Source organism: Rhizobium sp. Root1203 (genome assembly GCF_001424945.1).
In the GTDB taxonomy this organism is placed as follows: domain Bacteria; phylum Pseudomonadota; class Alphaproteobacteria; order Rhizobiales; family Rhizobiaceae; genus Rhizobium.
The window spans coordinates 134,749-157,445 of the sequence record NZ_LMCW01000003.1; the positions used below are offsets into that span (position 1 = coordinate 134,749).

A 22,697-nucleotide genomic window follows, 5' to 3' on the forward strand; every position below is an offset into this window, starting at 1 on the left:
GATCGTGTATTTCGTGCGCACAGCGAGCGAGCGTGACCTGGACAAGGTCAGCGCCCTGCTGGGCGAAGCGTTTCGCGCCGCCTATGCCGCACTCCACGGCGAGGCAAAGGTCAACGAACTCATCGCACACCTCTTTTCGCCCTCGGCGCTTCAGGCGCGGCTCGCCAGGAAGAACGCGGAGTTTCTTGTCGCCGACAACGGCAAGCACATAGGCGGCATCGGCTATGCCGCCATGTCCGACGACATGAGCAAGACAGTCATGCTGCATCTGCTTTACGTCCGTCCGGCACTTCATCGGCAGGGCATCGGGCGCGAGATCTTTGCGGAACTGGAGACATGTTTTCCAGACGCGGAGATGATGCGCCTGGAGGTCGAGCCGATGAACGCGACGGCCATAGCCTTTTACCGCGCCCACGGCTTTGCGGACGTCGGCCGCAACGAAAACGACGGTCCCGGCCAATCCGGCATTGCCACCTTGATCCTTGAAAAGCCGCTCGAAACACAATGATGCGATCACGATGATCGAATTCTGCCCTGGCGAGGCAAAAGGCCGCGGTCTTTGCCGAGTGCACCTGATTTCAAGCGCCAGACGCGAAGGCGCGTATTGTTTCTACGAAAAGCTCGGCTTTTCACCGTCGCACCTGGGCTTCGTGATGACCCTGAAATGAAGCCAGTTTGCTCCGGAATCACTGGACAATACATTCCGCTGACGGCATAAGCGAGGGATCGAATTCAGGTCCCGCTGGCCGTCTGGCAAGCTCAAGGAAAAGACATGAAAAATCTCCTCCTGCAAATCTTCACCTGGTGGAACGGTCAGACGATGGGGACGCGTTTCGCGACCTGGCGTTTCGGCAAGCGCGTCGGCGAAGATGAATTGGGCAACATCTACTATGAAGGCGGCACGTCGTCTTTCGGACTGCCCAGGCGCTGGGTTATCTACAAGGGGTACGCCGAAGCCTCAGCCATTCCGCCGGGTTGGCACGGCTGGATGCATCATCGCACCGATGTTCCGCCGTCCAAGGAAAACTACGTTGCCAAGGACTGGCAAATTGGTCATCGCGCCAACCCGACCGGTACGGCTCAGGCTTACCGGCCGCCGGGCTCCCTTGCCGTTCCTGGCGAGCGCCCGCGCGTGACCGGTGACTACGACGCTTGGACGCCCGGCAACTGAGAAGGCCATCCGGCCCCGCTTTTGGCCACAATTGACCTTTACCCGCAGGTTGGCCGCAGAAACTGCGGCCATTGATTTCGAGATGCGGTGGAGACGGGTAGATATGAAGCTTTTCACGCGGAACCGTACCCTGCTTGCTGCCGGGTTGGCGCTTGCGTTTTGCTCGTCGTTGTTGCCGCACGCAGCATCCGCGGCCCGCATCGACAATGCCGTCGCCGTCTTTTCCGGCCTCGACAAGATCACCGGCCGCATCACGACCTTCGACGTCTATGTCAACGAAACGGTGCAGTTCGGTGCCCTGCAGGTGACCCCGAAAGCCTGCCACTCCCGCGACCAGGCCGAAGCGCAGAAGATCGACGGCTTCGTCGAAGTGGACGAGATCACGCTTGATCGCAAGATCCGCCGTATCTTCACCGGCTGGATGTTCGCGGACAGCCCCGGCCTAAACGCCGTCGAGCATCCGATCTATGACGTCTGGTTGAAGGACTGCAAGCAGACCTCGGACGTCCCGGCGCCTGATAAGGCGGCCAAATAAACCTCAAAACTGCAGGTGAGCGGATTCCATCGCCGCAGTGAGCATGTGCGCGTAGTCGTCCTTCGGCACGTCGATGGCGCCGAACGTCTTCAGGTGTTCGGTGGTGAACTGCGTGTCGAGCAGCGTGAAGCCTTTTTCTCGGAGGCGATCGACCAGATGAACGAGGCAGATCTTCGACGCGTCCGTTCGACGGGAAAACATGCTCTCGCCGAAAAACGCCGAGCCAAGCGAAACGCCGTAAAGGCCGCCGACCAATTCATCGCCATCCCATGCTTCGACCGAATGCGCGTGGCCGATGCGATGCAGAGTCGAATAGAGCGACCTGATCGTCTGGTTGATCCAGGTACTCGGTCTGCCCTGAGTCTCCTCCGCGCAGGCGGCGATCACAGCATCGAAGTCGCCGTTGAAGCGAATGTCGAAGGGCTGTCGCCGGATCGTTTTGGCGAGACTTTTGGAAACATGGAAATCGTCGAGCGGCAGGACGCCGCGGATATCGGGCTCGACCCAGAATATTTCAGGATCGTCGGCTGACTCGGCCATCGGGAAGAGCCCGATGGAATAGGCGCGCAGGAGGATTTCCGGTGTGATGCCTGGAGATTTCCTGCGCGACCCTGCCATTCCTAGTTACGCCGGCTTGCTGGCCAGATAGTCTTCCAGCCAGTGAATGTCGTAGTCGCCGTTGGCAATATCCTGGTTATCGACCAGATCCTGGAACAACGGCAGCGTGGTCTTGATTCCGTCGACGACGAATTCGTCAAGCGCACGGCGAAGGCGCATCATGCATTCGACGCGCGTGCGACCGAAGACGATGAGCTTGCCGATCAGGCTGTCGTAATAGGGCGGGATCTTGTAACCCTGATAGGCACCGCTATCGACACGGACGCCAAGACCGCCCGGCGCATGGAAATGCGTGATCGTACCGGGCGAGGGAACGAAGGTGCGCGCGTCCTCGGCGTTGATACGGCATTCGATGGCATGGCCGTGGAAATGCACTTCGTCCTGCGTCACCGACAGGCCGCCGCCGGAAGCGACGCGGATCTGCTCGTGCACAAGATCGATACCGGTGATCGCCTCGGTGATCGGATGCTCCACCTGCAGACGGGTGTTCATTTCGATGAAATAGAACTCGCCGTTTTCATAGAGGAACTCGATCGTGCCGGCGCCGCGGTACTTGAGCTTCATCATGGCATCGGCACAAACTTGGCCGATCTTCATACGCTGCTCGACGTTGAGAGCCGGAGAGTTTGCTTCTTCCCAAACCTTCTGGTGGCGGCGCTGCAGCGAGCAGTCGCGCTCGCCGAGATGGATCGCATTGCCTTCGCCGTCACCGAACACCTGAATTTCGATGTGGCGCGGCTTGCCGAGGTACTTTTCCATGTAGACGGCGTCGTTGCCGAAGGCCGCAGCCGCTTCGGTGCGTGCCGTCGACCAGGCTTCTATGAGGTCTTCGGGCGTCTTGGCGACCTTCATGCCGCGTCCGCCGCCGCCCGCGGTGGCCTTGATCAGGACTGGATAGCCGATTTCCGCAGCCGTCTTCAGCGCGTCCTCTTCGGTTTTCACCTCGCCATCGGACCCGGGAACGACGGGAATGCCGAGTTCCAGGGCGGTCGTCTTGGCGGTGATCTTGTCGCCCATGATCCGGATATGGTCCGCCGTCGGGCCAATGAACGTGATGCCGTGTGCTTCGAGGATATCGGCGAACTTGGCGTTCTCCGACAGGAAGCCATAGCCGGGGTGCACAGCGTCGGCGCCCGTGATCTCGCAGGCTGCGACGATCTGATGGATGTTCAGATAGCTGTCGCGCGATTGCGGCGGGCCGATGCAGACGCTTTCGTCGGCAAGGCGCACGTGCATTGCATCTGCGTCGGCGGTCGAATGGACCGCGACGCAGGGAATGCCGAGTTCCTTGCAGGCACGCAGCACGCGCAGCGCAATCTCGCCGCGGTTCGCTATGAGGATTTTCGAGACCATGATGCCCGCCTTATTCGACGACGACGAGGGCTTGGCCGTATTCGACGGGGCTGCCGTCCTCGACGAGAATTTCTGTGACCTTGCCGGACTTCGGCGAAGGAATCTGGTTCATCGTCTTCATCGCTTCGATGATCAGAAGCGTCTGGCCTTCCTTCACCGTCGCACCGACTTCGATGAAAGCGCGGGCGCCGGGGGCAGGGGCCATATAGACGGTGCCGACCATCGGCGCGCTGATCGTGTTCGCCGGGTTGCGAACGGCGGCGGCTGGTGCCGCCGGTGCTGCGGCAGCCGCGGCGGGGGCGGCAGCAGCATAGCCAGGTGCCGCGACGGGCGCCTGAACATACTGTGTGGTGCCGTTGCGCGAAACGCGGATGCGCAGGTCTTCCTGCTCGACTTCGATTTCCGTCAGATCCGTCTCGTTGAGGATGTTTGCGAGATCGCGGATCAGCGCCTGATCGATACCGTTTTTCTTCTCAGCCATGAGTGTTTGCCCTGTCTTCTTCTTATGCCGTGAGATTCTTCAGCGCCTGCAGCGCCAGAATGTAGCTATGCGGTCCAAAGCCGCAGATGACGCCCTTAACCGCAGGCGCAATCATCGACTTGTGGCGGAATTCCTCCCGCGCATGAACGTTGGAAATATGGAGCTCTACAACCGGAATGGAAATAGCGCGGATAGCATCGTGGAGCGCGACCGACGTGTGTGTGTAAGCACCTGCATTGATCGCCACCCCGATGGCCTTGTCATTCGCCTCTTGGAGCCAATCGACAAGCGCGCCTTCATGATTGCTCTGACGGAAATCGATCTCGATGCCGAGATCGCGTCCAGCCGCCTTGCAATCCGTTTCGATGTCCTTGAGCGTCTTGCCGCCATAGATGCCCGGCTCTCTTTTGCCGAGCATGTTCAGGTTTGGCCCGTTCAGGACGAAAATAGTCTGCGTCATCGAGTGTTCCGTCAAATGTGCGAGGGCAACCTATAGACTCACCAAAGGCTTAATGAAAGCCCTTTGGGAAGGGCAGCCCGAATCGCACAGTATTTGTCCACATGGCTGAAACGCTTCGATTTTGGCGAATTGATGGGCGTCGCCTCAGCAACGCGTCTTGCCGCAGGTGCGCATGTTCTTCACCTTGGTCTCGAGGTCGTCGAAGCCGACCGCACCCTGCACCAATTCGTTTCCGATGACATAGGACGGTGTGCCGGTGATGCCGAGGCTCTGGGCGAGCTGGTAGGTTTCCTGAACGGACGCATCGCTTGTGCTTTTGGCCATTTCCTCACGGATTTGCTTTTCGCCGACGCCAAGCGATTTAGCCACTTCGATGGCGCTTGCTTCGTCGGCGCGGCCCTCGCTGGTGAGAAGCGCGATATGGAACTGGCTGTATTTTTCCGGCGCCAATTTGCGGAAAGCATCCGAGACCTTGTGGGCGGCGACGGATTCCGGCCCGAGGATCGGGAATTCCTTCAGGACGAAACGAACGTTCTTGTCCTTCTTGAGCATGGTCTGCATATCGGTAAGCGCATGTCGGCAATAGCCGCAATTATAATCGAAGAACTCGACGATGGTGACGTCGCCCTTCGGGTTGCCGATCGCCATGTCGTACTTGGCATCGAAGATTGTCGACTTGTTGTCGGCAATCACGGCATTCGCTTTGACGAGGCGGGCGGCTTCCTGCTTCTTCTGCAGCGCGTCCTGAACGTCAATCATGATCTCGGGGTTCTCGATCAGGTACTGCTTGATGAAATCGCCGAACTCCTTTTTCTGCGCGTCATCGAGCGCGGCTGCCGGGTAGGCAGCGGCGACGGAGGCCGTGAGTGCCAGCGCAGTGAAGATTTTTGGGAGAAGGGCCATGATATCCTCGTCTTTGGGATGATATGCGTCGTTCCGGATATCACCACCCGGTTAACAGGCAGCAATGCGAAGCGTCAAATTACGGTGCGGTCGGCTGTCGTCAAACAGGAATTTTCACTTCGGTTGTTTGATCGCAGGATTGTGATGAGCCGATTAATGCGGCAATTGTCGGGCCGTAAACAAAGCAAGAGAGAAGCGATCGTGTTTTCCATTTCCAAACGCAGCGAAGTCGAACCCTTTCATGCCATGGATGTCCTGGCTGAGGCGACCAAGCGGCGCGCAAGCGGTCATCCGGTCATCTCCATGGCTGTCGGGCAGCCATCTCACCCGGCGCCGCAAGCGGCTCTTGAGGCCGCAAGGGCTGCTCTGACCAAAGGTAAGATCGGCTACACCGATGCGCTCGGAACAACGGGATTGAAACACGCGCTCGCCGGGCATTACAGGGATCGCCATGATCTGGAAATCGATCCGGCGCGGATTGCGATCACGACCGGATCCTCGGCAGGTTTCAATCTTGCCTTCCTGTCGCTGTTCGATGCTGGAGATGCCGTGGCGATCGCGCGGCCGGGATACCCGGCCTATCGCAACATCCTGGGAGCACTCGGTCTGAAGGTGATCGAAGTTCCGGTAACGGCTGACACGCATTTTACCTTGACGCCGGAAAGCCTCGAGGCCGCGCAGGCGGAACACAATGTTCGGCTGAAGGGTGTTTTGCTGGCCAGCCCGGCCAATCCAACCGGCACCGTGACGGGGCGCGAAGGACTGAAGGCGCTCGCCGGCTATTGCGCTGCCCAGTCTATCGCCTTCATTTCGGACGAGATCTATCACGGCCTGACGTTCGCAGGCGAGGAAACGAGCGCGCTGGAGTTGACCGACGAAGCGATCGTCATCAATTCGTTCTCCAAGTATTATTGCATGACGGGCTGGCGGATTGGCTGGATGGTGTTGCCGGATCGGTTGGTGCGACCGATCGAGCGCGTTGCCCAGAGTCTTTACATTTCTCCCCCTGAACTCTCTCAGATCGCGGCGACGGCGGCCCTCGCGGCCGGCGCCGAGCTCGACGTCTACAAGGCGAGCTATGCTGCCAACCGCGAGTTCCTGATGCGCCGCCTGCCTGAAATCGGCCTTTCCATTGCCTCGCCAATGGACGGCGCTTTCTATGCCTATGTGGACGTGACCCGCTTCACCAACGACAGTATGGCTTTCGCCAAGCGGATGCTTGCCGAGATCAATGTCGCTGCGACTCCGGGCCTCGATTTCGACCCGTTGGAAGGCGACAGGACGATGCGCATGTCCTATGCGGGCTCGGAGGCTGAGATCGTAGAGGCGGTCCAGCGGATGGCCTCATGGCTGAAATAAAGGCGTTTGGCATCAAGGTTCTGTGACGGTTTTCGGATTCTTTTTCTTACCGTCCTGAATGAAGAAATGAAGAGCGCCCCCTGGGGCGGTTTACTGGAAGGTCCGGCGGTTTTCCCGGTCGAGTTCCGAAACGAGAGCGAGCAAAGTCTCCGACACCGGAGTCGGCACCTCCGTCAGCCGACCGAGCACCACCACCATCCCGACCAGCGGGGTGATCTCGAGAGGCTTGCCGGCGAGAAGGTCCTGCAGCATCGAGGTTCGCACCGGGCCGATTTGCCGCGCCTGTTCCAGCCGCTGTTCGACGGACATGCCCACATTGGCGCCGAGTGCTTCGCCAACCGCCTTCACTTCCGTCATCACCTTGCCGATCTGATAGCTGACTGCGGTGTCGGCCATGAGGGCGGACATCAGGGAGCGGGTGAGGGCGCTGATCGGATTGAAGGAGGCATTGCCCATCAGCTTGCTCCAGATGTCGTCGCGAATCCGCGATGAGACGGTCACGCCGATTCTCGCGCTCCGGAGCAGAGACTCGACGTCCTGAAGGTCGCCACTGACGTCGCCTGACGGCTCGCCAATGATGAAGTGCCCGTCATTGCTCAACCTGATTACGCCGGGCTGGCTGACCTCGGCACCTTGATGGGCGACACAGCCGATCACGCGCTCGGGTCCGACCATCCGCCAAAGCTTGCCGCCCGGATCAAGCTCCTCGAACTGGAGTTCGGCGTGGCGGCTGCCTTTGTCGCTGTGGAAATACCACCAGGGAATGCCGTTCAGGATCGTCAGGACACGGGTGCGGTCGCCTAGGAGATGTGAAATGCCTTCGGCCGCTGGACTGAGTTGGTGGCCCTTGAGGCCCGTGATGACCAGATCCTGCGCCGGCAGGCGGGTGGGATCGTCGGTCGCTGTCAGGCGCGCGGTTTTCGGTATTTCTGCCCCAGCATCAAACAGCTTCAGCCCGTCCCGCCGTATTGCCTCGAGATGGGCTCCGCGCGCGACGACCGACACGTTCACCGCCTCTCCAAGCGACGAGGCAAGCTTGCTTGCAATCGCGCCGCCGAGCGCGCCCGCGCCGAAAACGCATATATTTCTGATGGGCATAAAGAGCTTCCTCGCGATCAGTGGACCGCGCTACACATAAGTCATCCCGCCCGCAAGGCGAACTATATGCATGTGCATTCCGCCACGCTCAATGCCCACCCGGTAGCAGTTCGTTGCGGCGAAGCTCGTCGATTGCGACAACGGCAGCCTCCGCACTCCAGCCTGCACGGATGGCTGCGGCAATCATCCTCACCTCCGCTTCCGCTTCGATCTGAAGGAAGAGAGGTTCCAGCGCCTCCTGGGCGGTAAGAATATGATCGTTAGGAGGGGCAATGGAGTGGCGTGAGGCTAGCGTAGGCATCTGCGCAATTCTCCTCTTTGGGCTGGCTCGATTCATTACAATGCGCGGGGCGCAAAAAAGGTTCCGGATAAAGTTTCCCAAACGCTTCATCTTGTTCTTTCGCCCCGGCTCTGCCTTGTTGCGCGCCTAGGCTGGTGCTCGATTCGGTTCCCGATAAAGAGGCGGAGCCGGCAGCAAAGCGCACGAAGGAGATTGCGATGACGAACGCCAAGAACGGGATTTCCGAAATGCGGCCAAGAATAACTGTGATCGGCGTCGGTGGCGGCGGCGGTAATGCTATCAATAACATGATTTCGGAAAATCTCGAAGGCGTGGATTTCATCGCTGCCAATACCGACGCCCAGGTCCTGGCGACGTCCAAGGCCTCGCGACGGATTCAGCTCGGCGCGCATGTGACCGAAGGTCTCGGCGCCGGTTCGCTGCCGGAGATCGGCCGCGCTGCCGCCGAAGAATCGATCGACGAGATCATGGATCATCTCGCCGGGTCGCACATGTGCTTCGTCACCGCCGGCATGGGCGGCGGCACCGGCACAGGCGCTGCACCGGTCATTGCGCAGGCGGCCCGCAACGCGGGCATCCTGACGGTCGGCGTCGTGACCAAGCCCTTCACCTTCGAAGGCAATCGCCGCTTGAAGACAGCCGAGGCAGGTATCGAGGCATTGCGCCAGGCCGCCGATACCGTCATTGTCATCCCGAACCAGAACCTCTTCCGCATCGCCGATGCAAAAACCACCTTTGCCGATGCTTTCATGACGGCCGACCGCGTGCTTTACGCCGGTGTCGGTTGCATCACCGACCTGATCGTCAAGGAGGGTCTGATCAACCTCGATTTCGCCGACGTGAAGTCGGTCATGCGTGGCATGGGTCGGGCGATGATGGGGACCGGCGAAGCTTCGGGCGAGGAGCGCGCGATGAAGGCGGCGGAAGCCGCAATCGCCAATCCGCTGCTCGATGACATTTCGATGAAGGGCGCCAAGGGCGTGCTGATCTCCATCTCGGGCGGCTCCGACATGACGCTGTTCGAGGTCGATGAGGCCGCAAGCCGAATCCGGGACGAAGTCCAGGACGATGCCGACATTGTCGTCGGCGCGATCTTCGACCGCAATCTCGACGGCAAGTTCCGTGTCTCGGTCGTTGCGACGGGCCTTGATGGTGCCGGCGCCGGTGCCACGGCGGTTCACGCGGGTGCCGCACCTGGCCAAGGCATGCCGACGCGCACCCTGCAATAGACGGTTTTTTCGTTATCTCTCGGCCGCGCGCTTTCTCAAGCGCGCGGTTTTCCACCCGGTTGCTATGAGGGGACGTTTTATGGCGAAGCTTGCATATGTTTTCGCGAGCCTGCTTGTTCTGATCGGGATGATCTGGATGGGACAGGGCAGCGGCTATTTCCCATACCCTGCAGAAAGCTTCATGATCGATCAAACGCCCTGGATATACTGGGGAGCATTAGCCGTTGCAGCGGGCGTCCTTCTGTTCGTCATCACCAGGAATGCGCGCGGCAGATCGCGATAAAGGTGTTCGCCGGATAAGCGAGAAGCAGGATTGCTCCCCCGTTATGCGTTGTGGCCGGCGAACGTTGCGACGGGCTGGGGACTCAGACCCGGCGCGCACGCATCTCAGGCATGCTGGGATGAGTCCCGTCGGGGGCACGAAGGCCGCGATGCTTGCTTGCGAATACCCATTCGACATTGCCGGGCTCGAAGGGACGCCGCGGATTTCTGAGTTCCAACCGGCGTTCGGAGAGGCTGCGCGGCAGGGTGTCGATCATGTCGTTGATGAAGGCGTCCAGGCTTTCCTTCCACCGTGACGACACCGCTACGTCGACGCCGCCGTAGCGATGGAAGTCGGGATGCTTGCGGGAATAACAGGCAGCGATCATCCAGGCGTATTGCTGCTTTAGAAAACGGTCTTTGATTGTCATTCGTAGTCTTTTTCATTCCTTGACGTCATCGACGACAGCAGCTTCGGGGCGGTCGCCTCCGATCGACCGTTCCGTTGTCCAGCTGTCGTTGTGCACGCTGATATGTGATTTCCGCATCCTGGCCACCGAGCTGTCATCGCTCGGCGGCGATTTTGATCGCTGCCAGTGCTTCTTCGAGTTGGGAAGGTTTCCGACCAGACTTCGTCCAGGCAGGTGTGCCCAGGCGCCATCGTGTTCGGCGAGGTGCTTCGTAATCGACATCGTTTCGTGCTTCAAGGATTTTTCACAACAATCTTCACAGCCGGCAGACGACCCGCGGAAAGGCCGGCATATCGAAAGCACGCGGCACCAAAAGATCTCGTGGCCTGTGTGAAGCTGGATTCAATTTTCAGGGGAGCTTGCGTCGGCGCGGAACGCTTCATAGGCTCACGGCGTTGAGGATTCGTTCAACGCATTTCAATAGGAAGCCCATGCGCGCTCAGTCGAAGCCGTTCGTCGTCGAAATCAAAACATCCCGCCGCACCGATCGCCGTCAATCGGAATCGATCTGGGGTAATCTCGATCTTTCTGCCGTTGCCGAAGAAGTGGCCGAAGACGCCAAGCATTCCGTTACGACAGTCACGACCGATGCGAAGAGTGTGCGGTAAGGGCGGACCGGGCGCCGTTTTCGGCGTTCATGATCAGCCCTTACCCTGAGGCTAGAAGCCTTGGAAGCAAGTTGACTTTATGTTGGCGGCCGATGACCAGTTCTCAATCCGAGAATCCGTCAAAATCGGCTCGCGAGCCGACGAAATCAGACCGGATTGCAGGTCATCCCGTTGCGCGCGGCGTTGTCTACGCAATCGCCTCGGTTGGAATAGCCCTGTGAAGATGCACCGACGATGCGGCCGTTTGATGCAGTGCGCCTCCAACGCCATCCGTCGCTTCCACTATAGATTTCCCAAGTATCGCCATTGCTTGCGACGCAGCTTGCCATGTTCGTCTCCCTTTTGATGTTAACAGGAGAGAGCTAGGTGATTCCGTTGCGGCGCTCTACGAATTAGACGCAACCGCAGGGTGGCGGCGCTGTAGGTTGCGATTGTGATTCCTGCTGGCCGCTGGCGAATTCGCGTGATGCGCACAGTGAGATCCGATGTCCTGCCCCGGCCGTTGGAAACTCGGGTGTCAGCCCTATTTCTTTCTTTTACTCAAAAACAGTTCGGACAGTAACATGCTAGCTGAAGCGACCGTCGAGGTCCCGGTGGACGACCGATACCGGCTCCTGGTCGATGGGATCACGGACTATGCGATTTATATGCTCGACCCGGAAGGCTATGTCAGCAGCTGGAACGCCGGCGCGCAGCGGTTCAAGGGCTACAACGAGAACGAAATTTTAGGTGCGCATTTCTCGACCTTCTACATTGAGGAAGAACGCGATCGAGGAATTCCGCAGCGGGCCCTTGAAATAGCGACCAAGGAGGGCCGCTGCGAGAATGAGGGCTGGCGTCTCCGCAAGGACGGAACGCGTTTTTGGGCACACGTCATCATCGACGTAATAAGCGATCAGAACGGCGCAATCCTGGGCTTTGCGAAGATTACACGCGACCTGACGGAGCGCAGGAAGGCTGAGGAGGAACTCCGTCGAAGCGAAGAGCAGTTCCGATTGCTGGTGCAGGGCGTGACGGACTACGCGATCTACATGCTCGACCCCGAAGGCAACGTCTCGAGCTGGAATGTCGGCGCGCAGCGCATCAAGGGATACACGCCGGAAGAAATAATCGGCCAGCACTTCTCCAGGTTCTACAGCGATGAAGACCGGGCGGAAGGACTGCCGGCCAAGGCATTGAAGATCGCTGTCGAAGAAGGGCGCTTCGAGCGCGAGGGGTGGCGTCTGCGCAAGGACGGCACTCGCTTTTGGGCGAGCGTCATCATAGATCCCATTCGCGCGGACGACGGCACGCTCGTAGGATTCGCCAAGGTGACACGCGATGTCAGCGAGAAGCGGGCAGCGCAGGAGACACTCATCCGGGCGCAGAAGATGGAAGCGCTCGGTCAACTGACTGGCGGGATGGCCCACGACTTCAATAATCTTCTCACCGTCGTGCTCGCCAGCCTTGAGGTGGCACGCAAGCGCGCTCTCAAGGGGATGGAGGTCGTCGACCTGATCGACAATGCCATTCAGGGCGCCCAGCGCGGTGCAGCGCTCACCCAGCGTCTCCTTGCATTCGCGCGACGTCAGGAGCTGTCGTTCGAAGCGGTCGACATCACGGATCTCGTCCGCGGAATGGCGGATCTTTTGCAGCGCGCGATCGGTCCAGAGATTCCGATCCTGACGCAGTTTCCAATTTGCCTGTCGAAGGTGAAGTCGGATCCGGCCCAGCTCGAGAGCGCTCTGCTCAATCTTTGTGTCAACGCGCGCGATGCCATGCCGGGCGGCGGAACCATCACGATCGGCGCCGATCACCGATCCGTATCGAAGTCGTCATCCCGGGACGACCTCCCTCCGGGCGAGTACGTATGCCTCGTCGTGAAAGACGAGGGCGAAGGTATGGACGAGAAGACGCTCGCGAGCGCTGTAGAACCATTTTTTACCACCAAGGGTATCGGCAAGGGAACTGGTCTTGGTCTTCCCATGGTTCAAGGGCTGATGGCACAGTCGGGCGGAAAGCTTGTTCTCAAGTCTCGAGAAGGAGAGGGAACGACGGCCGAACTTTGGTTGCCGGTGGTGGAAACAGAAATCCCGACCGCGACGGAAACGGAAATCGGGGAGACGGCCGCATTTGATTCCGATCGGCCCCTGACCGTTCTCGCGGTCGATGATGACGGGCTCGTCCTGATGAACACCGTTCTCATGCTGGAAGATCTCGGTCACGAAACGGTCCAGGCCCAGTCGGGAAAGGAAGCGCTTGCGATCCTCAACAGCGGCACGGTGCCCGACGTCGTGGTGACAGATCACGCCATGCCCGGCATGACCGGATCGGAGCTTGCAGCCACGATCAAGGACGCATTTCCGGGCATCCCGGTGATCCTGGCAACGGGCTACGCGGAACTCCCCGCAGGCGCCGATCCGCGGACGGTTCGTTTGTCGAAACCGTTCACCCAGGCCCAATTGACGGCGGCGCTGGGGCAGGCACGCACACGCGCGGAACGCGCCAGGTAGTGCGCGGCGTTGAGCCAGATCGCGTCTTCGAACTCGGCGCAGGCCGTTGCCGAGGACGTGTCACGGCATCATTTTTCTTTTCGTATCTGGTAGGTTGATAAAGCAGAAGAGGCGAGAGAACGCGTGGGGAGACCATTTGTAGCCTCCCCACGCAGCGGGAGGATTTATTGTGGCGTCAACCGCTCCAATTCGTTCAGGCGGTTGAGTGCGGCCTGTTGGCGAAGCATGCCATAGTTGATGCCGCTGGCATTCAGCGAGCTTCCTTCCTGGTAGGGGAACTTGTCAAAATCACTGAAGAAGTCCTTGATTTTCCCCTGAATCGGCACAAGGAGCCACATGTTTCTCGCAAGGAATTCCAGCGCACCACCGCCGTCCTCCATGGCGCGTTCATACGGATCCATTCGCAAGTTGGCGATCAAGGCCCAGCTTGGAACCTCTCTGGTTGCCGTGGCAATGTTGCCGTGGCTTGCAACCGCAAAGCTCAGCTTCCAGTCATTCCAGCGGATCGCGTTGAGATTGCCGCCCTGATCGAAATAGTAGACTGCATCGCGCGGACCCGTTGCAACCTCGCCCTTCAGCAGTGGCACAAGGTCATATCCGTCCAAATGAACCTTGAAGTCCTTCGCCCCGGATTTGAAGCCTGCCTTCATCTGCTGCTTGAGGTCTGTCAGGCCCGCCGCACTGGCGAACGTCGGCATCCAGTCCATCAGCGTGACGATCTCGTTGATCTCGGTGCCGGGCTTCACGACGCCGGGCCAGCGAACCATCATCGGAATGCGGAACCCGCCCTCCCACGTCGTTCCCTTCTCGCCGCGGAACATTGTCTGCGCGCCATCGGGCCAGAGGGCGAGTTCGGCGCCGTTGTCGGTCGTATAGAGAACGATCGTGTCGTCGGTAATTCCAAGCTGATCCAACTGATCGAGAAGCTGGCCCACATGACCGTCGTGTTCGGCCATGCCGTCAGCATGGATGCCTTTGCCGGTCTTGCCAACCGAATCGGCTTTCAGGTGCGTGAACACATGCATGCGGGTTGAGTTGAACCAGCAAAAGAACGGCTTTTCAGCCTTCGCTTGCCGATCGATGAAATTCTTGGCGGCTGCCAGGAACTCTTCGTCGATTGTTTCCATGCGCTTCGTGTTTAGCGCACCGGTATCTTCGATTTTTCCATCTGCGCTCGACTTGATCACGCCGCGCGGCCCGAACTCCCTGCGGAAGGCGGGGTCCTTCGGATAGAAATATCCTTCGGGCTCTTCTTCAGCGTTGAGATGATACAGGTTGCCGAAGAATTCGTCGAAGCCGTGCTTGGTTGGCAGGTGCTGGTCCTGGTCGCCGAGGTGATTCTTTCCGAACTGGCCGGTCGCGTAACCCTGTGATTTCATGACGTCGGCGATAGTCGGCATCCAATCTTGAATGCCATGGGGATCGCCCGGCATGCCGATCGTCAGAAGGCCTGTGCGGAAAGGTTCCTGCCCGAGGATGAAGGACGCGCGCCCAGCAGTGCAGCTTTGCTGGCCGTATGAATCCGTAAAGATCGCGCCTTCCTTTGCAATGCGATCGATGTTCGGGGTGCGGTATCCCATCAGCCCCATCGTGTATGCGCTAATTTGGGGGATGCCGATGTCGTCGCCAAAGATCACGAGAATGTTCGGGGGCTTTTTCGAGCCCGAAGCCGGGGCGGGTTGCTGCGTCTGTGCTGCTGCCTGTTCTGTGGTCGCCGCCACGGCGAGAGCCGCAATGGCAAGCGAGCTGCTGCCCAAAAGCAGGTTGCGGCGGCTGACGGATGTTGGCACGTCGGTGGTCGTTCCGGTATCATAATCCTTCATCGGGAAACTCCTTCGTGATGAGCCATGCACCGCAGTAGTGTTCGAAGGGTCCTGGTGACGGAAGTACGTTACAGTAAATTGAAAACGTAAATGCCGGCGTCGATGCCTGTAAAAACGTAACGTTACAGTTGATTCCGACTGCTTCACCAGCGGTTCCAGAGACCGACTTGGGAGACGAGTACCCCGCATTTTTACGCAACAGCCCTGGGGGAAGGATTGAGTGGTGGGAGCGCGGACATCGGCAGCATACGAGATGCATTTCCAAACTCGACCACCGCCGCGAGTTTTATCCTGTCGAGTTCCTCACGGCTACCCTGGAACAGCTTGCGCGAAAGAATGTCCACCTGCACCGCCAAATCATCTGGACCTTCGTCGACCCAGGCTGCCAACGTCCGATACCCGAGGCTTCGACTCCACGCATGCAGCCCGGAGTAGATGTCCGGGTCATTGCCCGTTCGAATGGTCTGCCGAAGCAACTTTAGACGGTAGCCATGCGAGGAGAGACGGCGATGGCGCGCTTCGGCAATTCGCCTTGCCAGTATCGGGAAAAGACGCAAAGCCAGCCAGACGAGAAAAACCAAGGCCAGAAACGCGGTGATCGCGAGGGCGATCTTCTGCCGGGACACGTGCGGCCGGTCCTCTTGCACGTCGTCAACGACGGGTTTGATCGCAGTCTCGGACCCTGCGGCGGAAACTGCGACGGTGATGGGCGGCAGAGAGTTGGATTTGGTTTCATGACTTGCGACGTCAAACCACTCGTAGGAGACCGCCGGAATGACGAAGGAGCCATCCCTGTCGGCGGTATAGACATACGTTTCCGTTCTCCGACTCGCCGTCTCCCGCCCGACTGCTATGCCGTCTTCGATCTTCGGCGATTTCTCATACTGTCGCAGTCCTTCGGCGTTCCCAGCCGCGATCGGCGGGATCATCATGGCCTGTGTGTCCTCGGCGGTCACCGTGATGGTCCTGACCAGTGCATCGCCGACCTCGAGCGATCGGGCGTCGCGATCGAAGGACTGTTCGAGCGACAGGTTCCTTGCGGCGAACGCGATCGATGGCTGATCGGCCGACGTGAATCCGCCGACAGCAAAGGAGACGGGTAGGATCTTTACCGTGGTCCGTGTCGGCGTGCCGTCGACTGAGTATCCGAGGTCTACGTCGATCTCCGGCAACGTGAACGCTCCTGGCGCCTGCGGAACGATTGCATAGGTGCGCCGGATTCCGGAGTACTGGACCCCATCGATCGTCTGCGTGATGTTCTGAGTGCGCTCTTCCGGAAGAGTAACCAATGCGTTCGGGAGGTCGAAAAGCGGAAACTGCGGAGGCGATGTAAAGAAATCGGGTACAAATATATCCACGTCCACGCGTACTTGCTGGCCCGGCACGATGTTTCCGCCATCCTCGACGCTGGCACGAGCGAACGGCTCGGCCGCCCACGCCAGCGACGGGGAGATCAGCGACAATACGACGAGCAGGACCCTCATCATTGCTTCGTCCCACCCGCTTCGATGGAGAACTTTCGCGCCATGAGGTCAGCGGGGCTCACCTGGATATTCTTCATCCACATCTCGGAAGTCTGTTCGACGACCTCGACTTCACCCGCCTTGCCTTTCTTTGCCTTGTCGTCGAATTTGACACTGTCGGGCTTTTCGTTCGGATCCTGCTGCTGCTCTTGCTCCTTGTCTTTTTGCACTTTGAGAAGCTGCTCAGCGACGGCAAGGTTAGCTACGGCCTCCGGCCAATCCTTGCGCCTTTCCAGAGCGTGCTCGTAGGCGGCAACCGCTTCTTCGATCCGGTCCAGGTGCAAAAGGGTGTTTCCCTGATTGTACCAGCTCTCGGGCGTGTCGACGGTAGCAAAAGCGTCAAGCGCCTCTTGGTAGTGGGCTGCTCGATAGAGCGCGACGCCCTTCCACATAGGCAGTTCGAACTTTTCGGCTGCCAAAGGATAGTCATCATGCTGGTAGGCGAGACGCCCTTGCTGGTCCCGTGTCAGCCAGAGATCGGCGAAGTCAGCGGCAGACGATGACGATGGCAACGCAAAATGGATCGATATTGCCATCGCAGACAGTCTGACGACCCAGCCGCTTCGAAACGTGAAGCCGAACAGGAGCGCAACAGGGCCGATCAGCCACCACCCGAGATCATGCCACCTGTCGCCTTCGGAAGCGGTCTGTTGGGCGAAGTTCGTGCGGACACGCAGTGCCACCCAGCGGACATCGGTATCGTCATCGGTGATTGTCGCCACAGGCGCCCCCGTGTCATGTCCGAATTGTTTGAGGGCGTCGACATCCAGTTTGGCGTTGACACGCGCTCCGCCCGCCTCACTCAGAAATTCGCCGCTCGCCTGTTTCACCACGCCGCCTTCCGCGGTGCCGATGCCGAGGACGACGATGGCGCTCTTGAGGTCGTTCGAAACCGCCGTTGCCGCGGGTTCGATTCCGTCGGTGAGGAGAACAATCGTGCCCGCGGTTCCATCCCGCTCCAGCAAGCCGTCGGCCAGCTTCAGGGCCGCTCCTGTATCCTTTCCGGGTCTCGGCATGATGCCCGTCGCCAATGCGTCCGTATAGGTTTCGATCAGCTCGATGTCGTCGGTCAGCGGCACCACGAGGTGCGCCGTGCCGGAGTATGCGACGACCGCGGTGCGTGCTCCGTTTCGCGTCGCGAGAATGTCACGGATCTTCAGTTTCGTCCGTTCGATCCTGCTTGGAGAAATGTCGATCGCATCCATCGTCGGAGACAGATCGACGGCGATGACGAGGGAGGCGGTGTCAGAAACGAACGGCGGCGCTTCGCGCTTCCAGGTGGGGCCGGCCGCACCAATCACAGCAAAGGTCATCAGGGCAGCGAGAAAAAACGCGGGCAGACCGCGGCGTCCTTGGTTGGGTTCGACAACGAGACTGTCGAGCAAATGAGGGGCGATCAATCCCTTCCAGCGGTTGCGGATGTCTCCCGAGCGGGACGCCATCCATATGATTGCCGGCGGGACCAGCAGGGCGAGGAGCCACCAGGGACGGAGGAAATGGAAGTCCGCAATCATGCCGGCGACCTCCTGTGCAAAAGGCCCATTATTCCGGCCAGACCATACCAAAGTACCAAAAGCATAACCGCCGCTCCCAATGGCCAATGAAAGAGCTCCAAGCGTGGACGCCAGGAGAGCTGTTTCTGGTCCTGGGGGGTGATCCGGTCGAGTTCGTTGTAGATGTCCTGAAGCTGGCCTTGATCGCCGCCGAAGAAATACCGTCCTCCGGTGTCCGTGGCGATCTTTTGAAGCGACGCCGTATCGAGCTTATCCTCGCCCGTCGCCGCCGGGTCTCCGATACCGATGGCATGGATGACGATACCCTTGTTCTTGGCGACCTCCGCCGCCTTCAAGGGAGGCATCTTGCTCGCCGTGTCGTTGCCATCGGTCAACAGTATCAGAACCTTTTGCGGCACGTTCGTCTTGTCGAACATGCGGATGGCAAGACCCAGAGAGTCTCCAAGCGCTGTGCGTGGTCCCGCAATGCCCGGCAAAAGCCCTTCGACCAGTGTTTTGACGAGCGCATGGTCCATCGTGAAGGGAGCGAGCGGGTAGGGCGCGTCGCCGAAAGCAATCAGCCCCAGGCGATCCCCTGGGCGCTTGGAGACAAAGTCGGAAACGACAGTCCGTACAGCATCCACGCGTGCTTTGACTGTTCCATCGGACGCAGCGAAGTCGCGCGTATCCATCGACTGTGAAAGGTCGAGCGCGAGTAGAATGTCACGTTGCGGTTCGGTTCTCTCGATCGGTGGCTCCACATACTGCGGTCGCGCCAGTGCCAGAACGATGAGGCACCATGCCAGCGTGTCCACGATCGTTTGTGGCCAGGATCGTTTCGGTACCACCGAACCCTCGCTCGGTTCTATGCCAGCGGCGCTTGCGACCTGATTGAAGAACGGAAGCCTGATCGAAGCAGATGTCTCGCGATGTGACGGCATGAGCCACCAAACCAACAAAGGGGCCGGCAGAACCAAAAGCATCCATGGCAAATCAAGCTGATACATGATGGCCCTCGATCCAGCGCCGCGCGCTATGGACAAGTTCATCGATTGCATCCGAGGTGGGCGGCTTTCCGTGCTGGTATTCGAGGTCGTTGAAAAAACTCTTGAACGCCAAGCTCTCCTTATCGCCTCCATGAGCCGCGAGAAATGCGACCCAGTCCGGCCCTGATATCGCCGCAACGTCCTTGCGCGGCCATGCGGCAAGCGCCGTGCGCTTTACAAGTTGGCTGAGATCGTTGATCCCTTGCTCTCTGGTATTCGGATGCCGCATCGCTGCGGCTACTTCGTCAAGGAGCTTCAGCGCTTCCCGGCGATAGGCGTTGCGGCGCCAGCGCCGGTAGCCCAATGCGCACCACACGAGGATGGCCGCCACGACGGCGAGTGCCAGAATCCCCCAACCCCATGTCTGCGGCATCCATGAAACGGGCGGTGGCACTGCGATATCCTTCAGGGATCGAAGCGCGATTTCAGTCAGCGGATCGAGCTTGGCTTGCGGCTCCATCGGTTCATCGCCTCCGCTGCCGCCAGGCGGATTGCTCGAGCAGGCTCCGCAGCTGAGCAGAGACGTCGTCGGCCGTGGAAATGGGAAGCATGGGGAGGCCTAGCTGGCGTTGCCAGTCTCTCAGTTCGCGTCCGCGATTGCGGGCGAACGCATCGATCGATTGACGTACGCCCGTTTGACGCAGCGACAGCTCGGCCTGGAGCGTTCCCCCGCTGACGACGATGTCTCCCGATTTTGGAAGTTCGAGCAAAAATGGATCGTAGACGAGCAGGCAGATCACATCGTTGCGGCTGGAAAGCTCCAGCAGGAGTTGGCGTGTTGCCTCCTGATGGCCATCGAAATCGCTGACGACGATGACGAGATGGTCGTGGTGGGAGATGCTGGCCACTTTCTGCAGCACGCCGTCGAGCGCTGCGGGAGAAGGGACGCCCGTATAGTCAGCCCGCAGCCTGCCATTCATTTCCGCGATCTTGTCCGCAAGTGCGATGACCGCATTGCGGCTGCGATGTGGTTTGATTTCGCTGACGCTTTCGTCGTCAAAGACGAAGCCTCCGACGCGGTCGCCGGAGCCCAGGATGCGCCAGGCCGCAAGCATGGCGGCCTGTGCGGCAGCCACGGATTTCATGGCGAGGCGACTGCCGAAAAACATATTGATGCGCTGGTCGACGACGATGATCGCGGGTCGCTCTTTCTCCTCGCTGTAGACGCGCACCACGGGCTTGCCGGTTCGGGCTGTGACCCGCCAGTCGATCGCGCGGACATCGTCCCCCGGAAGGTATTCGCGCAGTTCCTCGAAGACCAGGCCTCGGCCGCGCATCGCCGACTGCATGCGCCCGGCAAGCTGCTGGTGACTGCGCGCCCGCTGTACGAACGTAAGGTTGCGGGCACGGCTTTCGAGGGCGACCAGCTGCTGGGTCGTCACGTGCACTCCGTCGCCGCTTGCCGGGGGTGCGCTCATGAGACGCCCACGAGTTCGGTGATCCGGTCGATGACCTGGTCGGGAGTGGTGTTGGACGCATGAGCCTCGTAGGACAGGATGAGCCGATGACGGAAAACGTCATTGGCGACTGCCTTTACATCGTCGGGCGTCACATAGTCGCGACCCTTCAACCATGCATAGGCGCGGGAAACCTTATCGAGGCCGATGCTGCCACGGGGGCTGACGCCGACCTGAAGAAGCTTCGCGAGATCCTTGTCGTAGCGGTCGGGATACCGCGTGGCGATCACGAGAGCGACAATGTACTTTTCGACCGGCTCTGAAACAACGACCGCGCCGATATCTTTGCGCGCGTCGAAGACAGATTGCGGATCGAGTCTTTGTGGGGCGGTAGGCTGGCCCTTCGTGTGCGCGGCGTTCTCCTCATTTCGATTGAGACGCATGATGGCTGCCTCAGACGCGTCGTCCGGATAGCCGACCTCGACATGCATCAGGAAGCGGTCCAGCTGCGCTTCCGGCAGAGGGTAGGTGCCTTCCTGCTCGATGGGGTTTTGCGTGGCCATCACCATGAACAGGTCGGGAAGGGGGTAGCTTTTGCCGCCCACGGTAACCTGACGCTCTTCCATGGCCTCGAGCAAGGCGGATTGGACCTTCGCCGGCGCGCGGTTTATTTCGTCGGCCAGGATGAGGTTCGCGAAAATCGGGCCCTGCTGGAATTTGAACTCGCCCTTTCCTCCCTCGGAAAAATAGATTTCCGATCCGGTTATGTCCGCTGGTAGGGTAATCCCCCCGTTTTTAACGGGGCTCCGCAGTAGAATTCACGCGGCCATTTTCAGTTTCTGTGCGGGTGTTATGCCGCCGATGCCCATATTGGGCCNGGTAATCCCCCCGTTTTTAACGGGGCTCCGCAGTAGAATTCACGCGGCCATTTTCAGTTTCTGTGCGGGTGTTATGCCGCCGATGCCCATATTGGGCCGTTCGTTGTTGTAGGTCCATAGCCACTGTGTGGCGAATTCCTGCGCCTCCTCGATGCTTTCAATGATGTATTGGTCGAGCCATTCGTGTCGGACGGTGCGGTTGTAGCGCTCGACATAGGCATTTTGTTGCGGCTTTCCGGGCTGGATGTGGCTCAAGGCAATTCCTTGCGTTTCGGCCCATTCCATCAGTTTGCCACTGACGTACTCGGGSCCATTGTCCACACGAATGGCGAACGGTTTACCGCGCCATTCGATGATCTGGTTCAGACTGCGGATGACGCGTTCAGCAGGCAGCGAAAAATCCACCTCGATGCCCAACCCTTCGCGGTTGAAGTCGTCCAGAACATTCAGCAGCCGGAATTGCCTGCCGTCTTCCAAACGATCTGCCATGAAGTCCATGGACCAAACCAGGTTCGGAGCCTCAGGCACAGTCAAGGCATCGGGCTTGTCCCGCTTCAAACGCTTGCGTGGCTTGATCCTGAGGTTCAACTCCATCTCGCGGTAGATGCGGTATACGCGCTTGTGGTTCCAGCGATGTCCCCGGACATTCCGCAGATAAAGAAAACACAGGCCGAAGCCCCAGGTCTTCTTTGCCCGCGTCAGTCCGATCAGAAGATCGGCGATCTGCTCGTTCTCGTCGTTCAGCTTGGCGCTGTAACGATAGCAGGTCTCGCTGACCGCGAAGGTGCGGCAGGCAAGCGCAATGCTCACCCCGCGCGATGCCACTGCTTTCCCGGCCATCTCTCGGCGTTGAGACGGCCGTGTTATTTTTTTCCCAAAGCTTCCTTCAGCAGTTCTGCCTGCATGCTCATCTCGGCATACATCTTCTTCAGCCGACGGTTCTCATCCTCCAGAGCCTTCATCTGGCTGATCATCGACGCGTCCATGCCGCCGTATTTGGATCGCCATTTGTAAAAGGACGCCGTGCTCATTCCATGTTCCCGGCAAAGCTCGGGGACTGGGACGCCCCCTTCCGCCTGGCGAAGGATGGCAAGGATTTGGGGTTCGCTAAATCTGCTCGTCTTCATCAAAATCTCCTCGATCATAAAGCCCGAGAAAATTCTACTTTTGAAGCCCGTTAATTTGCGGGGGGATTACC

The 22,697-nt window shown here is 59.4% G+C and carries 25 protein-coding genes and 2 pseudogenes; 9 read left to right on the top strand and 18 right to left on the bottom strand.

Going from position 1 to position 22,697, the window contains the following annotated elements:
• Positions 1 to 4: 4 nt before the first annotated feature.
• The 4 genes and pseudogenes from ASC97_RS05130 (at position 5) to ASC97_RS05140 (ending at position 1,706) form a co-directional block, all read left to right on the top strand.
• The gene (locus ASC97_RS05130) at positions 5 to 508 is read left to right on the top strand and encodes a GNAT family N-acetyltransferase (protein WP_057467272.1); all 504 of its coding nucleotides are present in this window, start codon (positions 5 to 7) and stop codon (positions 506 to 508) included.
• Between the two features lie 10 nt (positions 509 to 518).
• Positions 519 to 668: pseudogene (locus ASC97_RS35035) on the top strand (GNAT family N-acetyltransferase); the annotation flags it as partial.
• 104 nt (positions 669 to 772) lie between these two features.
• Positions 773 to 1,171, top strand: coding sequence for an NADH:ubiquinone oxidoreductase subunit NDUFA12 (locus tag ASC97_RS05135; RefSeq protein WP_057467273.1), 399 nt, complete (start codon positions 773 to 775; stop codon positions 1,169 to 1,171).
• A 103-nt stretch (positions 1,172 to 1,274) separates the two neighbouring features.
• On the top strand, positions 1,275 to 1,706 hold the full coding sequence (locus ASC97_RS05140) for a DUF2155 domain-containing protein (RefSeq protein WP_057467274.1): 432 nt from the start codon (positions 1,275 to 1,277) through the stop codon (positions 1,704 to 1,706).
• Positions 1,707 to 1,709: 3 nt separating this feature from the next.
• Here the strand turns inward: ASC97_RS05140 and aat are convergent, their stop codons facing one another.
• The 5 genes from aat to ASC97_RS05165 all read right to left on the bottom strand — a co-directional run bounded on the left by aat (position 1,710) and on the right by ASC97_RS05165 (position 5,521).
• The gene (gene aat, locus ASC97_RS05145) at positions 1,710 to 2,324 is read right to left on the bottom strand and encodes a leucyl/phenylalanyl-tRNA--protein transferase (protein WP_057467275.1); all 615 of its coding nucleotides are present in this window, start codon (positions 2,322 to 2,324) and stop codon (positions 1,710 to 1,712) included.
• A gap of 6 nt (positions 2,325 to 2,330) precedes the next feature.
• Entirely contained in the window at positions 2,331 to 3,677 is a 1,347-nt protein-coding gene (accC, locus tag ASC97_RS05150) for an acetyl-CoA carboxylase biotin carboxylase subunit (protein ID WP_057467276.1), read from the bottom strand.
• Positions 3,678 to 3,687: 10 nt separating this feature from the next.
• Positions 3,688 to 4,158, bottom strand: coding sequence for an acetyl-CoA carboxylase biotin carboxyl carrier protein (accB, locus tag ASC97_RS05155; RefSeq protein WP_057467277.1), 471 nt, complete (start codon positions 4,156 to 4,158; stop codon positions 3,688 to 3,690).
• A gap of 22 nt (positions 4,159 to 4,180) precedes the next feature.
• Positions 4,181 to 4,618 (bottom strand): type II 3-dehydroquinate dehydratase, encoded by a 438-nt coding sequence (gene aroQ / locus ASC97_RS05160; protein WP_057467278.1) that lies wholly within the window; start codon positions 4,616 to 4,618, stop codon positions 4,181 to 4,183.
• Between the two features lie 144 nt (positions 4,619 to 4,762).
• A complete protein-coding gene (locus tag ASC97_RS05165; RefSeq protein ID WP_057467279.1) occupies positions 4,763 to 5,521 on the bottom strand; it encodes a DsbA family protein in 759 nt (252 codons plus the stop codon).
• A gap of 201 nt (positions 5,522 to 5,722) precedes the next feature.
• On the opposite strand from ASC97_RS05165, the gene ASC97_RS05170 reads away from it, so the two are divergent.
• Complete coding sequence (locus ASC97_RS05170; RefSeq protein WP_057467299.1) at positions 5,723 to 6,880, top strand: pyridoxal phosphate-dependent aminotransferase; 1,158 nt, start codon at positions 5,723 to 5,725, stop codon at positions 6,878 to 6,880.
• 90 nt (positions 6,881 to 6,970) lie between these two features.
• Here the strand turns inward: ASC97_RS05170 and ASC97_RS05175 are convergent, their stop codons facing one another.
• Positions 6,971 to 7,978, bottom strand: a complete 1,008-nt coding sequence (locus tag ASC97_RS05175) for a ketopantoate reductase family protein (protein ID WP_057467280.1) — start codon at positions 7,976 to 7,978, stop codon at positions 6,971 to 6,973.
• A gap of 88 nt (positions 7,979 to 8,066) precedes the next feature.
• Positions 8,067 to 8,279 carry a hypothetical protein gene (locus tag ASC97_RS05180; protein WP_057467281.1) on the bottom strand — a complete coding sequence of 71 codons (213 nt, stop codon included), beginning with the start codon at positions 8,277 to 8,279 and terminating at the stop codon, positions 8,067 to 8,069.
• A 197-nt stretch (positions 8,280 to 8,476) separates the two neighbouring features.
• Between ASC97_RS05180 and ftsZ the strand changes: the two genes are divergently transcribed.
• Entirely contained in the window at positions 8,477 to 9,508 is a 1,032-nt protein-coding gene (gene ftsZ, locus ASC97_RS05185) for a cell division protein FtsZ (protein WP_057467282.1), read from the top strand.
• 79 nt (positions 9,509 to 9,587) lie between these two features.
• A complete protein-coding gene (locus tag ASC97_RS05190; protein WP_057467283.1) occupies positions 9,588 to 9,791 on the top strand; it encodes a hypothetical protein in 204 nt (67 codons plus the stop codon).
• 82 nt (positions 9,792 to 9,873) lie between these two features.
• On the opposite strand, the gene ASC97_RS05195 is transcribed toward ASC97_RS05190, so the two are convergent.
• Both ASC97_RS05195 and ASC97_RS05200 read right to left on the bottom strand, forming a co-directional pair.
• Positions 9,874 to 10,200 (bottom strand): hypothetical protein, encoded by a 327-nt coding sequence (locus ASC97_RS05195; RefSeq protein WP_057467284.1) that lies wholly within the window; start codon positions 10,198 to 10,200, stop codon positions 9,874 to 9,876.
• 12 nt (positions 10,201 to 10,212) lie between these two features.
• On the bottom strand, positions 10,213 to 10,461 hold the full coding sequence (locus ASC97_RS05200) for a hypothetical protein (RefSeq protein WP_244481397.1): 249 nt from the start codon (positions 10,459 to 10,461) through the stop codon (positions 10,213 to 10,215).
• A gap of 209 nt (positions 10,462 to 10,670) precedes the next feature.
• Between ASC97_RS05200 and ASC97_RS34580 the strand changes: the two genes are divergently transcribed.
• Positions 10,671 to 10,847 carry a hypothetical protein gene (locus tag ASC97_RS34580; RefSeq protein WP_200959438.1) on the top strand — a complete coding sequence of 59 codons (177 nt, stop codon included), beginning with the start codon at positions 10,671 to 10,673 and terminating at the stop codon, positions 10,845 to 10,847.
• Positions 10,848 to 10,993: 146 nt separating this feature from the next.
• Here ASC97_RS34580 and ASC97_RS05205 read toward each other — a convergent pair whose 3' ends face one another.
• Positions 10,994 to 11,176 (bottom strand): YegP family protein, encoded by a 183-nt coding sequence (locus ASC97_RS05205; RefSeq protein WP_057467285.1) that lies wholly within the window; start codon positions 11,174 to 11,176, stop codon positions 10,994 to 10,996.
• Between the two features lie 234 nt (positions 11,177 to 11,410).
• Here ASC97_RS05205 and ASC97_RS05210 point away from each other — a divergent pair, with 234 nt between their 5' ends.
• Entirely contained in the window at positions 11,411 to 13,339 is a 1,929-nt protein-coding gene (locus ASC97_RS05210; RefSeq protein WP_057467286.1) for a hybrid sensor histidine kinase/response regulator, read from the top strand.
• A 164-nt stretch (positions 13,340 to 13,503) separates the two neighbouring features.
• Here the strand turns inward: ASC97_RS05210 and ASC97_RS05215 are convergent, their stop codons facing one another.
• From ASC97_RS05215 to ASC97_RS05250, 8 genes and pseudogenes are all read right to left on the bottom strand, one after another.
• Positions 13,504 to 15,162, bottom strand: a complete 1,659-nt coding sequence (locus tag ASC97_RS05215; protein ID WP_057467287.1) for an arylsulfatase — start codon at positions 15,160 to 15,162, stop codon at positions 13,504 to 13,506.
• 191 nt (positions 15,163 to 15,353) lie between these two features.
• Positions 15,354 to 16,649, bottom strand: coding sequence for a BatD family protein (locus tag ASC97_RS05220; RefSeq protein WP_057467288.1), 1,296 nt, complete (start codon positions 16,647 to 16,649; stop codon positions 15,354 to 15,356).
• Entirely contained in the window at positions 16,646 to 18,199 is a 1,554-nt protein-coding gene (locus ASC97_RS05225) for a vWA domain-containing protein (RefSeq protein WP_057467289.1), read from the bottom strand. The genes ASC97_RS05220 and ASC97_RS05225 overlap by 4 nt, the downstream gene beginning before the upstream one ends.
• Positions 18,196 to 19,185, bottom strand: coding sequence for a vWA domain-containing protein (locus tag ASC97_RS05230; RefSeq protein ID WP_057467290.1), 990 nt, complete (start codon positions 19,183 to 19,185; stop codon positions 18,196 to 18,198). The genes ASC97_RS05225 and ASC97_RS05230 overlap by 4 nt, the downstream gene beginning before the upstream one ends.
• A complete protein-coding gene (locus ASC97_RS05235; RefSeq protein WP_057467291.1) occupies positions 19,172 to 19,684 on the bottom strand; it encodes a DUF4381 domain-containing protein in 513 nt (170 codons plus the stop codon). The genes ASC97_RS05230 and ASC97_RS05235 overlap by 14 nt, the downstream gene beginning before the upstream one ends.
• A 4-nt stretch (positions 19,685 to 19,688) precedes the next feature.
• Positions 19,689 to 20,642 (bottom strand): DUF58 domain-containing protein, encoded by a 954-nt coding sequence (locus tag ASC97_RS05240; protein WP_057467292.1) that lies wholly within the window; start codon positions 20,640 to 20,642, stop codon positions 19,689 to 19,691.
• A pseudogene (locus tag ASC97_RS05245) lies at positions 20,639 to 21,400 on the bottom strand (AAA family ATPase); the annotation flags it as partial. The gene ASC97_RS05240 and the pseudogene ASC97_RS05245, both read right to left, overlap by 4 nt.
• 138 nt (positions 21,401 to 21,538) lie before the next feature.
• Positions 21,539 to 22,626 (bottom strand): IS3 family transposase gene (locus ASC97_RS05250; RefSeq protein ID WP_113001517.1). Its coding sequence is split into 2 segments (ribosomal slippage): positions 21,539 to 22,365 and positions 22,365 to 22,626, totalling 1,089 coding nucleotides; the frame shifts between segments, so codons are not numbered across the junction.
• Positions 22,627 to 22,697: the final 71 nt, after the last annotated feature.